General features: G+C 72.3%; 14 protein-coding genes. 9 read left to right on the top strand and 5 right to left on the bottom strand.

Annotated features, from left to right (window positions below):
* The first annotated feature begins 51 nt into the window (after window positions 1-51).
* A complete protein-coding gene (locus tag QRN56_RS08025; protein WP_285102292.1) occupies window positions 52-414 on the top strand; it encodes an RNA polymerase-binding protein RbpA in 363 nt (120 codons plus the stop codon).
* A 92-nt stretch (window positions 415-506) separates the two neighbouring features.
* Here QRN56_RS08025 and pgl read toward each other — a convergent pair whose 3' ends face one another.
* From pgl to tkt, 5 genes are read right to left on the bottom strand one after another with little or no spacing between them, the layout of a single operon-like run.
* Window positions 507-1,280, bottom strand: coding sequence for a 6-phosphogluconolactonase (gene pgl, locus QRN56_RS08020; protein WP_285102291.1), 774 nt, complete (start codon window positions 1,278-1,280; stop codon window positions 507-509).
* A complete protein-coding gene (opcA, locus tag QRN56_RS08015) occupies window positions 1,280-2,209 on the bottom strand; it encodes a glucose-6-phosphate dehydrogenase assembly protein OpcA (protein ID WP_285102289.1) in 930 nt (309 codons plus the stop codon). Before opcA ends, pgl begins: the two co-directional genes overlap by 1 nt.
* A complete protein-coding gene (gene zwf, locus QRN56_RS08010; protein ID WP_285102288.1) occupies window positions 2,209-3,771 on the bottom strand; it encodes a glucose-6-phosphate dehydrogenase in 1,563 nt (520 codons plus the stop codon). The genes opcA and zwf overlap by 1 nt, the downstream gene beginning before the upstream one ends.
* On the bottom strand, window positions 3,768-4,916 hold the full coding sequence (gene tal, locus QRN56_RS08005; RefSeq protein ID WP_285102286.1) for a transaldolase: 1,149 nt from the start codon (window positions 4,914-4,916) through the stop codon (window positions 3,768-3,770). The genes zwf and tal overlap by 4 nt, the downstream gene beginning before the upstream one ends.
* 40 nt (window positions 4,917-4,956) lie before the next feature.
* The gene (gene tkt, locus QRN56_RS08000) at window positions 4,957-7,062 is read right to left on the bottom strand and encodes a transketolase (RefSeq protein WP_285102285.1); all 2,106 of its coding nucleotides are present in this window, start codon (window positions 7,060-7,062) and stop codon (window positions 4,957-4,959) included.
* A gap of 333 nt (window positions 7,063-7,395) precedes the next feature.
* Here tkt and QRN56_RS07995 point away from each other — a divergent pair, with 333 nt between their 5' ends.
* From QRN56_RS07995 to cmk, 8 genes are all read left to right on the top strand, one after another.
* On the top strand, window positions 7,396-8,373 hold the full coding sequence (locus QRN56_RS07995; protein ID WP_502928765.1) for a heme o synthase: 978 nt from the start codon (window positions 7,396-7,398) through the stop codon (window positions 8,371-8,373).
* Between the two features lie 187 nt (window positions 8,374-8,560).
* Window positions 8,561-9,412, top strand: a complete 852-nt coding sequence (locus QRN56_RS07990; RefSeq protein ID WP_285102475.1) for an HpcH/HpaI aldolase/citrate lyase family protein — start codon at window positions 8,561-8,563, stop codon at window positions 9,410-9,412.
* A 131-nt stretch (window positions 9,413-9,543) separates the two neighbouring features.
* Window positions 9,544-10,509 carry a site-specific tyrosine recombinase XerD gene (gene xerD / locus QRN56_RS07985; protein WP_502928771.1) on the top strand — a complete coding sequence of 322 codons (966 nt, stop codon included), beginning with the start codon at window positions 9,544-9,546 and terminating at the stop codon, window positions 10,507-10,509.
* Between the two features lie 111 nt (window positions 10,510-10,620).
* Window positions 10,621-11,520 (top strand): ParA family protein, encoded by a 900-nt coding sequence (locus QRN56_RS07980; RefSeq protein WP_285102473.1) that lies wholly within the window; start codon window positions 10,621-10,623, stop codon window positions 11,518-11,520.
* Window positions 11,504-12,514, top strand: coding sequence for a segregation and condensation protein A (locus QRN56_RS07975; RefSeq protein WP_502928764.1), 1,011 nt, complete (start codon window positions 11,504-11,506; stop codon window positions 12,512-12,514). The genes QRN56_RS07980 and QRN56_RS07975 overlap by 17 nt, the downstream gene beginning before the upstream one ends.
* Complete coding sequence (gene scpB, locus QRN56_RS07970; protein WP_285102283.1) at window positions 12,511-13,170, top strand: SMC-Scp complex subunit ScpB; 660 nt, start codon at window positions 12,511-12,513, stop codon at window positions 13,168-13,170. Before QRN56_RS07975 ends, scpB begins: the two co-directional genes overlap by 4 nt.
* Before the next feature lie 75 nt (window positions 13,171-13,245).
* The gene (locus QRN56_RS07965; protein ID WP_285102282.1) at window positions 13,246-14,208 is read left to right on the top strand and encodes a pseudouridine synthase; all 963 of its coding nucleotides are present in this window, start codon (window positions 13,246-13,248) and stop codon (window positions 14,206-14,208) included.
* 73 nt (window positions 14,209-14,281) lie between these two features.
* Window positions 14,282-15,019: a (d)CMP kinase gene (cmk, locus tag QRN56_RS07960; RefSeq protein ID WP_285102281.1), complete on the top strand. Its 738-nt coding sequence runs from the start codon at window positions 14,282-14,284 to the stop codon at window positions 15,017-15,019.
* Window positions 15,020-15,028 lie beyond the last annotated feature (9 nt).

Raw genomic sequence — 15,028 nt, 5'->3', positions numbered from 1 at the left:
GGTCGCCAAGCGCCTAGCAGCTGACGGCCACACACAGAGGGGACGACAGACGTGGCATCAGGCGGTCATGCGATTCGGGGGAGCCGGGTAGGCGCCGGCCCCCTCGGGGAGACGGAGCGGGGCGACACCGCCCCGCGCATCCGAGTTTCTTACTGGTGTGCAAACGGGCACGAGACGGCACCGAGCTTCTCGGTGGGCGAGGACGTCGAGGCGCCCACGCAGTGGGACTGCCCGCGGTGCGGCTTCCCCGCGGGGATGGACCCGGTGAACCCGCCGGCTCCCGTGCGGAACGAGCCGTACAAGACGCACCTCGCCTACGTGAAGGAACGCCGGTCCGACGAGGACGGCGCGGCCCTCCTGGAGGAGGCGCTGGAGGCACTGCGGGTCCGCCGTGGTGGCCGCGTAGCACGCTAAGAGTTTTTCGCGGCGAAGCAGTCGTACACAAAGAGGTAGCCACCCGGTTCGCACCGGGTGGCTACCTCTTTCTGCACGACCAGCTCGTGCGACTACGTCGCCGTCGTCGCGCCCGCGGCCTCCAGGTCCAGCAGCCACAGCGTCCGTGCCTGCCCGACGGCGCCCGCGGCGGGCACCTCCGTGACCGGGTCGCCGGCCAGGGCCGCCGCCACGCGCTCCGCCTTCTCGGCGCCCGCCGCCACGACCCACACCTCACGGGCGGACCGGATCGCGTCGAACGTCAGCGAGACCCGCTCCGGCGGCGGCTTGGGCGAGCCGTGCACGCCCGTCGTCGTGCCCTGCGCGTCCAGTCCCTCGTGGCCGGGGAACAGGGACGCGACGTGGCCGTCCGGGCCCATGCCGAGCAGCAGGACGTCGAACGCCGGGACACCGCCCGTCTCGCCCTGCGCGTGCTCGGCGAGCAGCGCCGCGTAGGCCGCCGCGCCCTCCTCGGGCGTGGCGACCGACGTCGGCCCGGGCATCGCGTGGACGTTGGCCTCGGGGAGCCCGTGCTCGGCGACCAGGCCGTCGAGCAGGGCCTCCCGGGCCTGCGTCTCGTTGCGGTCCGGGTCGCCGTCCGGCAGGAACCGCTCGTCGCCCCACCACAGGTGCACGCCCGACCAGTCGATCGCCGGCACGAGCGGGCTCGCGGCCACCGCCGCGAGCGTCGCGATGCCGACCGTGCCACCCGTGAGCACGACGTGCACGGGGGAGCGCACCGACTGCACGTCCAGGACGCGCGTCAGCAGGCGTGCGGCCGCGGCCTGCGCGAGCACCTCCTTGTCGGGGTGCACCACGACGAGCCGCGCCCCGGACGCCTCGGTCATCAGGCCGCCGTCCGGTTGGTGACCTGGCCCAGACCCCGCGTGAGGACCTCCTCGAAGACCTCGTCCGGGTCGAGCCGGCGCAGCTCCTCGATCAGGGCCTCGTTGAGCGCGCGGATCGGCAGGGCGATCCGGCGTGCGGGCTTGCCCGGCTGGGTGATCGTGACGGTGCGGCCGTCCGGCCGGTCGAGCACGATGGGGCCGCTCTTGCGCTCCAGCACCACCCGCGTGATCGCGTCGTCGCTGGCGGTGCGCACCACCTCGGCCGGGCAGTTCAGCCGGGCGCCGAGCCAGGCCGCGAGCAGGTCGAGCGACGTGTGCTCCTTCTGCCCCTCGACCGTCACGGAGAGCACGGGCTCGAAGGGCGGCTGCTCCACGGCCGCCGCGATGAGCGCCCGCCACAGGGTGACGCGCGCCCACGCGAGGTCGGTGTCGCCGGGGGCGTAGGTCCCGGCGAGGTTGCCGAGCATCTCCTCCGGGTTCTTCGCGGTGGTGCTGTCGATGATCCGGCGGGTCGCCATGGCGCCCACCGGGTCCTGCGACGGCACCGCCGGCGCCTCCCGCGGCCACCAGGCCACGATCGGTGCGTCAGGCAGCAGCAGCGGCATCACCAGCGTGTCCGTCCGCTCCAGGAGCGGGCCGAAGGCGCGCAGCACCACCACCTCGGAGGCGCCGGCGTCACCGCCCACGCGGATCTGCGCGTCGAGCCGGGAACTGGTACCGCGCGCCGCCGGTGCGACGACGATGACGCGGCACGGGTGCTCCCGGCTGGCGTCGTTCGCGGCCTCGACCGACTCCTCGACGTCACGCTCGTCGGCCAGCACCACGAGGGTGAGCACGCGGCCGAGGGCCACCGCACCGCCCTCGTCGCGCAGGCGCACCAGACGCTTGTTGACGTCGTTGGTCGTGGTGTCCGGCATGTCGATGATCATCAGGGCCTCCTCCAGGTCCTGCCGTCGCGCTCCATCATGGCGTCGGCCGACGGCGGACCCCAGGTGCCGGAGGCGTACGGCTCCGGCTGACCCTTGCGCGCCCAGTAGGACGTGATCGGGTCGAGGATCTTCCAGGACAGCTCGACCTCCTCGCGCGTCGGGAACAGCGGCGGGTCGCCGAGCAGCACGTCGAGGATGAGCCGCTCGTAGGCCTCGGGGGAGGACTCGGTGAACGAGTGCCCGTACCCGAAGTCCATCGTCACGTCGCGCACCTGCATCGCCGTGCCCGGCACCTTGGCGCCGAACCGCATGGTGACGCCCTCGTCGGGCTGCACGCGGATGACCAGGGCGTTGTTGCCGAGCTCGGACGTCAGCGACGTCTCGAACGGGAGGTGCGGCGCCTTCTTGAACACCACGGCCACCTCGGTGACGCGGCGGCCCAGGCGCTTGCCGTGCCGCAGGTAGAACGGGACGCCCGCCCAGCGGCGGTTGTCGACGTCGACCCGGATCGCGGCGAAGGTCTCCGTGGTGGAGTCCTTCGCGATGCCGTCCTCCTCGAGGAAGCCGGGCACCTCCTCGCCGCCCTGCCAGCCGGCCTCGTACTGGCCGCGGGCCGTGTGCTTGCCGAGGTCACGGGGCAGACGCACGGACGAGAGCGCCTTGATCTTCTCGGCACGCAGCTCGGCGGCGTCGAAGTTGACGGGCTCCTCCATGGCCACCAGCGCCAGGAGCTGGATCAGGTGGTTCTGGATGACGTCGCGTGCGGCGCCGATCCCGTCGTAGTAGCCGGCACGGCCACCGATGCCGATGTCCTCGGCCATGGTGATCTGCACGTGGTCCACGTAGTTCGAGTTCCAGATGGGCTCGAACATCGTGTTCGCGAAGCGCAGCGCCAGCAGGTTCTGGACGGTCTCCTTGCCCAGGTAGTGGTCGATGCGGAACACCGAGTCCGGGTCGAAGACCTTCGACACCACGGCGTCGAGCTCCTTGGCGCTGGCCAGGTCGTGCCCGAACGGCTTCTCGATGACGACGCGCCGCCAGGCGTGCACGCCGTCACCGTCCGCGTCGTCGTCGGGACGCGACAGCCCGTGCTTCGAGAGCTGCTCGCACACCACGGGGAACGCGGCCGGCGGGACGGACAGGTAGAACGCGTGGTTGCCGCCGGTGCCGCGCTCCTTGTCGAGCGTCTCGACGGTCTCCCGCAGCCGCTCGAACGCGGCGTCGTCGTCGAAGGACCCGTGCACGAACCGGATGCCCTCGGCGAGCTGACGCCACGTCGCCTCCCGGAAGGGAGTGCGGGCGTGCTCCTTGACGGCGTCGTGCACGACCTGGGCGAAGTCCTGGTCGTCCCAGTCCCGGCGGGCGAAGCCCGTCAGGGCGAAGCCCGGCGGGAGCAGACCGCGGTTGGCCAGGTCGTAGACGGCGGGCATGAGCTTCTTGCGCGACAGGTCACCCGTCACGCCGAAGATCACGAGCCCGCTGGGGCCCGCGATGCGGGGCAGTCGCAGATCGAGAGGGTCGCGCAGGGGGTTGACCCCCTGCGCGATCTTGGCCGGCCTCACCGCTCGCCGGCCTCTGCACCGGCCCCGTCGAGACCGGCCTTGGTGGTCGTCAGGAGCTCGTCCCAGCTGACCTCGAACTTCGTCACGCCCTCGTCCTCCAGCTGTGCGGTCACCTCGTCGATCGAGATGCCCTGCGCCTCGACGGCCGCGATGGTCGCGGCCGCCTGCTCGGCCGAGCCGGTCACGGTGTCGGCCAGCACGATGCCGTGGTCGGCGAAGGCGTCGAGCGTCTTCTCCGGCATCGTGTTGACGACGCCGGCGACGACCAGCTCGTCGACGTACATCGTGTCGCGGTAGGAGGGGTCCTTGACTCCGGTCGACGCCCACAGCGGGCGCTGCGGCTGGGCGCCGGCCGCCGCGAGGGCGGCCCAGCGCTCACCGGCGAAGACCTCCTCGTAGGCGGCGAACGCCAGCCGGGCGTTCGCGATGGCGGCCTGGCCGCGCAGCGCGAGCGCCTCGTCCGTGCCGACGGCGTTCAGCCGCTTGTCAACCTCGGCGTCCACGCGGGACACGAAGAACGACGCGACCGAGCCGATCACGGACAGGTCGTGGCCCGCCTCCTTGGCCTGCTCCAGGCCGGTCAGGAACGCGTCCATGACCGCCCGGTACCGCTCGATCGAGAAGATCAGCGTCACGTTGACGCTGATGCCCTTGGCCAGGGTCGACGTGATGGCCGGCAGGCCCTCGACCGTGGCGGGGATCTTGATCATCACGTTCGGCCGCGCGACGGTCTCCCACAGCCGGACGGCCGTGGTCTCCGTCGCCGCCGTGTCGCGGGCCAGCCGCGGGTCCACCTCGATGGACACGCGGCCGTCCACGGCGGCGGTGGCGTCGTAGACGGGGCGCAGCAGGTCCGCCGCGTCCCGCACGTCGTCCGTGGTGATGCGCTCCACGGCCGACTCCACGTCGGACCCGGCCAGCTCGGCCAGCGTCTCCGCGTAGGCGTCGCCGTGCGCGAGCGCCGCCGCGAAGATCGTCGGGTTGGTGGTCACGCCCACGACGTTCCTGCTGGTCATGAGCTCGGCGAGGTTGCCGGTGCGCAGGCGCTCACGGGACAGGTCGTCGAGCCAGATGGCGACACCCGCCTCGGACAGCCGCTCGGTGGGGCTGACGTTCTCGCCGCTGTCGCTGGTGCTGTCAGTCATCGTGCCCTTCCTCTCTCGTGTCCAGGTGTTCCGGCGCGGTTCAGGACGCCGCCTCGATCGACTCCTTGGCGGCCTGGGCGACCGCCTCGGAGGTGATGCCGTACTCGGCGTAGAGCGTCTTGTAGTCCGCCGACGCGCCGTAGTGCTCGAGCGAGACGATGCGGCCGGCGTCGCCGACCACCTCGCGCCAGCCCTGCGCCACGCCCGCCTCGACCGAGACACGGGCCTTCACACCGGACGGGATGACCGACTCGCGGTACGCCTCGTCCTGCTTGTCGAACCACTCGCGCGAGGGCATGGAGACCACGCGGGCCCGCACGCCGTCGGCCGCGAGGATCTCGCGCGCCTCGACGGCGAGCTGCACCTCGGAGCCGGTGCCCACCAGGACGACGTCGGGCGTGCCCTCGGTGTCCAGGAGCACGTAGCCGCCCTTGAGGGTGCCCTCGGCGCCGGCGAAGCCGTCGGTGCCGCGCGGGTAGGTGGGCACGTTCTGCCGGGTCAGCACGAGGCCGGCCGGGTTCTTCGTGTTCTCCAGGATGCCGCGCCAGGCCCAGGCGGTCTCGTTCGCGTCGGCCGGGCGGACGACGTCGAGGTTCGGGATGGCCCGCAGCGCCGCGAGGTGCTCCACCGGCTGGTGGGTCGGACCGTCCTCGCCGAGGCCGATCGAGTCGTGCGTCCACACGAACGTGGTCGGGATGCTCATGAGCGCGGCGAGGCGCACCGAGGCGCGCATGTAGTCGGCGAACTGCAGGAACGTGCCGCCGTAGGGGCGCGTCAGGCCGTGCAGCACGATGCCGTTCAGGATCGAGCCCATGGCGTGCTCACGGATGCCGAAGTGCAGGGTGCGGCCGTAGGGGTCGCCCGGGAACTTCTTGGTCGCGTGCTCGGTCGGCACGAACGACGGCACGCCGTCCATGGTCGTGTTGTTCGAGCCGGCGAGGTCGGCCGAGCCGCCCCACAGCTCGGGCAGCACGTCCTTGAGCGAGGTCAGGACCTTGCCTGACGCCGCACGGGTCGCGACGCCCTTCTCGCTCGCCTCGAACTCCGGCAGGGCGTCCGTCCAGCCCTCGGGCAGCTCGGACGAGCGCAGGCGCTCCAGGAGCGCGGCCTGCTGCGGGTTCGCCTCGGACCAGGCCGCGAAGGCCGTGTCCCAGGCCTCGCGCTCCGTGGCCTGACGCTCGCCGACGGAACGCGTGTACGCGAGCACCTCGTCGTCGATCGTGAAGGTGGCCTCGGGGTCCAGGCCGAGCGCGGACTTGAGGCCCTTGACCTCGTCGGCGCCCATGGCCGAGCCGTGGATGCCGCCCGTGTTCTGCTTGGTGGGCGACGGCCAGCCGATGATGGTGCGCAGCGCGATGATCGACGGCTTGCCGGTCTCGGCCTTGGCGGCGTCGATCGCCGCGGCCAGCGCGTCGGTGTCCTCCGCGTAGCCCTCGCCGCCCGAGGTCCAGTCCACGCGCTGGGTGTGCCAGCCGTAGGCCTCGTAGCGCTTCAGCACGTCCTCGGTGAACGCGATGTTGGTGTCGTCCTCGATCGAGATCTTGTTGTCGTCCCAGATCAGGATGAGGTTGCCGAGCTGCTGGTGGCCCGCGAGGGACGAGGCCTCGGAGGTCACGCCCTCCTGCAGGTCGCCGTCGGAGGCGATGACGTACACGTGGTGGTCGAAGGGCGACTCGCCGGGGGCGGCGGCCGGGTCGAGCAGGCCCCGCTCGCGGCGCGAGGCGAACGCCATGCCGACGGCGGAGGCGAGGCCCTGGCCCAGCGGGCCCGTCGTGATCTCGACGCCCGCGGTGTGGCCGAACTCCGGGTGGCCCGGGGTCTTGGAGCCCCAGGTGCGCAGAGCGGCGAGGTCTTCCATCTCGAGGCCGTAGCCGGCGAGGAAGAGCTGCAGGTAGATCGTCAGCGACGAGTGGCCGGCGCTCAGCACGAACCGGTCGCGACCCTGCCAGTGCGGGTCGGACGGGTCGTGGCGCATGGCCTTCTGGAAGAGGAGGTACGCGGCCGGCGCGAGCGAGATCGCGGTACCGGGGTGTCCGTTGCCCACCTTCTCGACGGCGTCCGCGGCCAGCGCCTTGATGGCCTTGACCGCTCGCTCGTCGAGCTCCGACCACTCCAGGGGCTTCAGCACGGGGTCGAAAGCGTTCACGAGTCCTCTTTCTCTCCGCCGTCGACCCTCGTCCTTGTCCGGAGAGCGGACGCGCTGGAGAGCCGCGCAGCGTGCGTGCGGCGGCGGCGGGATGCCGGCCGCCCTTCGTTCGATGGCGTCAACAACCCTATACGCGCGCGTAATCCGTTGCGCAGGGCTGTCCACGGACTGTTCGTCCCAGGATGCGGTGGACAAATCTCACACGCTCGTCCGGGAGCGCGGTGCGCGACCCGGTCACCCCGCGACGTACCATGGGCACGCACCCGACCGGCAACAGCGCCGACCAGGTGCGTCATCGACTTCCTGCCTCTCCCGAACGGAACTGCGACGCGCGTGAGAACGAGCCACCTGACGAACGGCCAGACCGCGCGTCCCCAGACGTCCGCCCCCGAGGCCGCGGCCGGCGTCGAGCAGCGTCCCGGGGGATGGTTCATGCGCCGCGCGGGCGCGTACGTCGCCCTGACCAAGCCGCGCGTCATCGAGCTGCTGCTCGTGACGACCGTGCCGACCATGATCCTGGCGGCCGACGGCCTGCCCAGCTTCTGGCTGATCGTCGCCACGCTGATCGGCGGCGCCGGCGCCGCGGGCAGCGCGAACGCGTTCAACATGTGGTGGGACCGGGACATCGACCAGGTCATGAACCGGACGAAGAAGCGTCCGCTGGCCACGGGGGAGATCACGCCGCGCGCCGGCCTGGTGTTCGCCTCGATCCTCGGCCTGCTGTCGCTCGCGTGGTTCGCGCTCGTCATCAACTGGGCCGCGATGTGGCTCACGCTGGGCGCCATCGCGATCTACGTCGTGGGCTACACGATGATCCTCAAGCGCCGCACCCCGCAGAACATCGTGTGGGGCGGCATCGCCGGCTGCATGCCGGTGTTCATCGGCTGGGCCTCGGTCACCGGCGGGCTGAGCTGGGCCGCGCTGGCGCTGTTCGGCATCATCTTCTTCTGGACGCCGCCGCACTACTGGCCGCTGTCGATCAAGTTCAAGAAGGACTACGCGAACGCCAACGTGCCGATGCTCCCCGTGGTCAGCGACGACAAGCGCGTCGCGGCCGAGATGGTGGGCTACACGATCGCGATGATCGCCTGCTCGCTGGCGCTGACCCCGCTCGCGGGCATGTCGTGGGTGTACACCGTGGTGGCCGCCGTGCTGGGTGGCTGGTTCCTCTGGTCCACGATCGCGATGCTGCGCCGGGCGCAGGGCAAGGCCAGCGGCAAGCTGGGCGCCATGAAGGTGTTCCACGGCTCCATCACCTACCTGTCGCTGCTCTTCGTGGCGGTCGCGGTGGACGTCTTCCTGCCCTTCTGAGCTCCGGACCAGACCTCTGCATAGCGGTGGTCATGATTCGGCCTGCACCCTGGTGGCCACCTAGGCTGAGCGCGTGACCGAGACCCCAGCCGACCGAACCACCGACCCTGCCGAACAGCCGGCCGCGCAGTCCGCGGGCTACTCCTCGGGCCTGCCGACGGCGTCCGCCGTCGTCCCCGAGGCCGACCTGGCGCCGCGCCGGGCGGCCCGCGAGAAGTCGCGCGTCGCCCCCGACTACGCGCGTGCCTGGCTCCTGCTCTCCGCGATGCGGACCGAGCTCTTCGACAAGGCGCAGCTCTCCCGGGCGGACCAGGTGATCCTCGACTGCGAGGACGCGATCGACGACTCCCTGAAGGACGAGGCGCGCGAGAACGTCATCCGCTGGATCAAGAGCGGCGGCAGCGCCTGGGTCCGGATCAACGACCGCAAGGCGCCGTCCTGGGCCGACGACGTGGCCTACCTGCGCGGCCTCGAGGGCCTCAACGGCGTGATGCTCGCCAAGACCGAGAGCGCGGACGACGTCATCGACACCGCGCAGCGGCTCGGCGGCGACGTGCCCGTCATCCCGCTCGTGGAGTCGGCCCTCGGCATCGAGGAGGCCGTGCACATCGCCCGGGCGCGCGGCGCGTTCCGGCTCGCGTTCGGCTCCGGCGACTACCGCCGCGACACCGGCGCCGCCAACGAGCCCATGGCCATGGCCTACCCGCGCACGCGCCTCGTGGTCGCCAGCCGCATCGGCGGCCTGCCGGGCCCGGTGGACGGCCCCACGGTCGGCTCGTCCCACGCGCTGCTGCGCGAGCAGTCGGCCGACGCCGTCAACCTCGGCATGACCGGCAAGCTCTGCCTGGACTTCGAGCAGTCGGGCGTCATCAACGAGTCCTTCGCGCCCACGTCGTCCGACGTGGCCTGGGCCGTCGACTTCTTCGCCGAGTTCGAGGCCGCGGGCTCCGTGATCCGCGACGGCAGCGACAAGCCCCGCCTGGCCCGCGCCCAGGTGATCCGCTCGCGCGCCGAGCTGTTCGGCATCAACCCGGCGTGACCTCCCGCGGGTGAGCGATCCCGCCTGAGCCGTCGGCGGGTTCGGCCTCGCGTCGCCGCCGCCCGGCGTGGCCCGCCCGTGGGGCGGGCCACGCTCGGCATGATGGGCCGGTGTCCACCGCACTGGCCCATCTGTCGTCCCGCGAGAACCAGCCTGCCACCCCGTCCGCCCCGGTCGAGGGCGGCCGGCTCGACCGCGCGCTGCGGGACTACCTCGCGCACCTGAGCGTGGAGCGGGGCCTCTCGGCCAACACCGTCGCGGCCTACCGGCGCGACCTCGTGCGGTACGCGGCGTTCCTCGACGCGGCGGGCCGGGGCGGCCTGGCGGGGATCACCGAGTCCGACGTGACGAGCTTCGTCGAGGCCGTGCGCGAGGGGTCCGACGGCGGCCGGCCGCTGTCTCCGTCGTCCACGGCCCGCGCCCTGGCCGCCGTGCGCGGCTGGCACAGGTTCGCGCAGGCGGAGGGCCTGGCGGTCGAGGACCCGTCCGCCGACGTGCGGGCGCCCACCCAGCTGCGGCGGCTGCCGCACGCGCTGTCCGTGGACGACGTCGCCGGGCTGCTCGACGCCGCCGGTGCGGGCGACGGGCCGCTGCCCCTGCGCGACCGGGCCCTGCTGGAGCTGCTGTACGCGACCGGGGCGCGGATCTCCGAGATCGTCGGGCTGGACGTCGACGGCGTGGGGGACTCCACCGCCGTCCGGCTCCTCGGCAAGGGCTCCAAGGAGCGGGTGGTGCCCGTGGGGTCGTTCGCGCGCGACGCCCTGGAGGCCTACCTCGTGCGGGCCCGCCCTGCGCTGGCCGCCGCGGGCCGCGGCACGCCCGCCCTGTTCCTCAACACGCGCGGCGCCCGCATGTCCCGGCAGACGGCGTGGGCCGCCCTGCAGGCCGCGGCCGGCCGGGCCGGCCTGACGGAGCACGTCTCGCCGCACACCCTGCGGCACTCGTTCGCGACCCACCTGCTGTCCGGCGGTGCCGACGTGCGCGTGGTCCAGGAGCTGCTCGGGCACGCGTCGGTCACGACCACGCAGATCTACACGATGGTCACGCCCGACGCCCTGCGCGAGGTCTACGCCGCTGCACACCCGCGGGCCCGCTGACCGCCCGGTACCGAACCACGCCACGCCGGGGCTCCGAGCCGGGCGGTGCCCACACTCTGGTATAGCGTGGCGGGCGTGAGCGAGGCACCCAGCCAGGAGGGAGCGAGCACGATGACCGACATTCTTCTCGGCAAGACGGTCGTCGGCGGTGCACCCACGGACTCGGAGATCGTGCGCGACGTCGTGGGGCGGGTCATGCCCGACCTGCCCGTGCCGGCGCCCCTGGCGAGTCACGGCCCGGCGCGCATCATCGCGATGTGCAACCAGAAGGGCGGGGTCGGCAAGACCACGACCACGATCAACCTCGGCGCGTGCCTGGCCGAGTACGGCCGCAAGGTGCTGCTGGTCGACTTCGACCCGCAGGGCGCCGCGTCGGTCGGCATCGGGGTCAACCCGCACGAGCTCGACCTGACGATCTACAACCTGCTCATGGAGCGGGGCGTGGACGTCCAGGACGTGCTGATCCCGTCCGGCATCGAGAACCTCGACGTGCTGCCGGCGAACATCGACCTGTCGGCCGCGGAGGTGCAGCTCGTGGGCGAGGTCGCCCGGGAGTCGGTGCTCGCGCGTGCGCTGCGTCCGGTGATCGACGACTACGACGTGATCCTCATCGACTGCCAGCCGAGCCTCGGCCTGCTCACCGTCAACGCCCTGACGGCGGCGCACGGCGTGCTGATCCCGCTGGAGTGCGAGTTCTTCGCGCTGCGCGGCGTCGCGCTGCTGGTGGAGACCATCGAGAAGGTGCGGGACCGGCTCAACCCCGCCCTGGAGATCGACGGTATCCTCCCCACCATGTACGACTCGCGCACCCTCCACTCCCGGGAGGTCGTGGCCCGGGTGCACGAGGCCTTCGGCGACACGCTGCTGCACTCGATCATCGGGCGCACGGTGAAGTTCCCCGATGCCACGGTCGCCGCCGAGCCCATCACCGCGTACGCCCCGGGTCACCCGGGTGCCGCCGCGTACCGTCAGCTCGCCCGGGAGCTCGTGGCCCGTGGCGACGCTGCCTGAGGTGCTGCCCGCCGTGGTGCCCGAGGTACTGGAGGCCGCTTCCGCCCCGGAGGCGGAGCCCGGGGCGCTGACGGCCGAGCAGGCACCGGCGCCCGAGGAGCAGCCCGCCGAGCGGTCGTCGTCCCGCATGTTCCAGGTGCGGCTGCACAACTTCGAGGGCCCGTTCGACCTGCTGCTGTCGCTCATCGCGAAGCACCAGATGGACGTCACCGAGGTGGCGCTCGCCGTGGTGACCGACGAGTTCGTCGCGCACATCCGCGAGGCGGAGCGGGCCTCCCGCGAGGCAGCCGAGCGCGGCGAGGTGCACGAGTCGTGGGACCTCGGCGTGGCCAGCGAGTTCCTGGTCATCGCCGCGACCCTGCTGGACCTCAAGGCCGCGCGCCTGCTGCCCGGCGTCGTCGACGAGGACGCGGAGGACCTGGAGCTGCTCGAGGCGCGCGACCTGCTGTTCGCGCGGCTGCTGCAGTACCGCGCCTACAAGGAGGTCTCGAAGGTCCTCGCGGAGCAGATGGCGTCGTCCGGACGCCGCGTGCCTCGCCTGGCGCCGCTCGAGCCGCACCTGGCCGCGATCCTGCCGGAGCTGGTCTGGGACACGACGGGGGAGCGGCTCGCGGAGCTGGCCGCGAAGGTGCTCGCGCCCAAGCCGCCGCCCGTGGTGGGCCTGGCCCACCTGCACGGCTCCGCGGTGAGCGTGCGCGAGGAGGCCGGCGTGATCGTCCGGCGCCTGCGGGAGGAGCACTCGGTCACGTTCCGGTCGCTCACCGCCGGTACGGAGCGCCTCGTGACCGTCGCCCGGTTCCTGGCGCTGCTGGAGCTGTTCCGCGACGCGCTGGTCGGGTTCGAGCAGGTCAGCCCGCTGGGCGAGCTGACGGTCCGGTGGACGGCCGGGCCCGACGACGGCGGGAAGTACCTCGACCCGGAGGCGGGCCCGAGCGAGTTCGACGAGGACGGCCAGATGGACACCGCACAGCCCGGAACGGAGGCGACAGCATGACGGTCGAGGAACAGGCCCCGCCGGCGGACGCCGCCCCTGAGGCCCCCGCGCCACCCGCGGCCGAGGAGCAGCCCGTCGTCGACGTGCACACGCTCCCGGGCGGCGCGCACGCGGCGGTCGAGGCCGTGCTCATGGTGGCCGACGCCCCGATCGGCGCGGACCGGATCGCGGCGGCGCTGAACCTGACGCAGGACGAGACCGACGACATCCTGCACGAGCTGGCCGACGAGTACGCGGGCCACCTCGGTTCCCGCCCGCGCGGGTTCGAGCTGCGCCGCACGGTGGACGGGTGGCGCATCTACTCGTCCACCGCCCACGCGGACCCCGTGGGGCGCTTCGTGCTGGACGGCCAGTCGGCCAAGCTGAGCCAGGCCGCGCTGGAGACGCTCGCCGTGATCGCGTACCGTCAGCCGGTGTCGCGCGGCCAGATGAGCGCGGTGCGCGGCGTGAGCGTCGACGGCGTCGTGCGCACCCTGCTGACCCGCGGGCTGATCGCCGAGATCGGTCAGGACCCGAGCTCGGGTGCGGTTCTGTTCGGAACCACGGGATACTTCTTGGAGCGGATGGACTTCTCGTCGCTCGACGAGCTGCCCCCGCTGGCGCCGCACCTGCCGGATCTCGACATGATCGACGGCCTCGACGGGCTGGACTCCTAGTCCTGCCCGAGGCCTGCACGACGGGTTTCGCGCGCGCCCCTTTCCGAGATCTTCCGACGTACCGAGAGACGAATCATGAGCAACGAACGCCGCGGCGGGAGCCGCCGCGAGTCCGGTGACGGGCAGCAGCCCCGCCGTCCCGCCCGATCGGGCGGCCAGTCCGGCAACCGATCCGGTGGCCAGTCCGGCAAGCAGGGTGGACGGCAGGGCCAGAACTTCCGTGGGGGCAGCTCCGCGAAGAGCCGCGCGCAGGCGAACCAGCCGCGCCGTCGGCCCGCGAAGCCCACGGAGCCGGCCCGGGACGTGCACGTCGAGGACGGTGTGCGCCTGCAGAAGGTGCTCGCGCAGGCGGGGCTGGGCTCGCGCCGCGCGTCCGAGGAGCTGATCGCGAACGGGCACGTCGAGGTGGACGGCCAGCTCGTCACCGAGCTGGGCGTGCGGGTGGACCCCGCCACCGCCGTCATCCACGTGGACGGGCTGCGCATCCAGCTCGACCAGGCCAAGGTGACGATCGCGCTGAACAAGCCCCTGGGCGTGGTGTCCACGATGGACGACCCCAAGGGCCGCCCGACGGTCGCGGACCTGATCAGGAACCGCGAGGAGCGCCTGTTCCACGTGGGCCGGCTCGACGCGGACAGCGAGGGCCTGCTGCTCCTGACGAACGACGGCGAGCTCGCCAACCGCCTGTCGCACCCGAAGTACGAGATCGCCAAGACGTACCTCGTGACGGTCGAGGGCGAGGTGTACCCGCGCATCGGCCGCGAGCTCCTGAAGGGTGTGGAGCTGGAGGACGGCACGGCCAAGATGGACGCCGTGCACGTGCTCCAGCAGATCGACGGCTTCGCGATGCTGGAGGTCGTCCTGCACGAGGGCCGCAACCGGATCGTGCGCCGGATGTTCGACGCCGTCGGGCACCCCGTGACGCGGCTGGTGCGCACCCGGATCGGCCCGATCCCGCTGGGCGACCTGAAGGCCGGCCGCACCCGCGTGCTCGGCCGCACGGAGCTCGGCACCCTGATGAACGCGGTCGACCTGTAACCTCTCCCGCTGAGTGCTGGCTGTTTGTGGCTGACGAGCACTCCGAAGCGCAGATACCCAGCACTCAACGGAAGTGAGCGAACCTGTGACCAGCCCTGTAGTGATCGCCATCGACGGACCGTCGGGCTCCGGCAAGTCGAGCGTGTCGAAGGCGGTCGCCGCGCGGCTCGGCCTGGCCTACCTCGACACGGGGGCCATGTACCGGGCGGCCACGGTGTGGAGCATGGAGACGGCGGACCTGGCGGACGCCGCGTCGGTCACCACCGCGGTCCGGGCGATGCCGCTGGTCATGGGGCTGGACCCGGCCGCGCCGGGCGTCGAGCTGGACGGCCGGGACGTCGCCGTGACGATCCGCAGCACCGAGGTCACGACCAATGTGTCGAAGGTGGCGTCCAACCTCGACGTGCGGGCCGAGCTCAAGCGGCTCCAGCGCGCGATCATCGACCAGGAGTCCGACGTGACCCGGGCCGTGCAGGCCGCCGGCCGGGGGATCGTGGCCGAGGGCCGCGACATCACCACGGTCGTGGCGCCCGACGCCGACGTCCGCGTGCTGCTCACCGCCTCGGAGGAGGCGCGCCTGCGCCGCCGCTCCCTGGAGGTGCACGGCGCCGCCGACGCCGGCGCCGTCGAGGCCACGAAGGACCAGGTGCTGCGCCGCGACCAGGACGACGCGAAGGTGACGCAGTTCCTCGTCGCCGCGGACGGCGTCGTGACCGTCGACTCCAGCGACCTCGACTTCGAGCAGACGGTCGACGCCGTGCTGGCGGTCGTCACCCAGGTGACGGGACGCGAGGTCGCGCCTTCCGCCTGAGGAGCGACG

Origin of the sequence: Promicromonospora sp. MEB111, assembly GCF_030209445.1 — a bacterium.
In the GTDB taxonomy this organism is placed as follows: Bacteria; Actinomycetota; Actinomycetes; order Actinomycetales; family Cellulomonadaceae; genus Promicromonospora.
The sequence above is the reverse complement of the archived record's forward strand: the minus strand, read 5'-3'. Positions and strand labels throughout refer to the sequence as shown.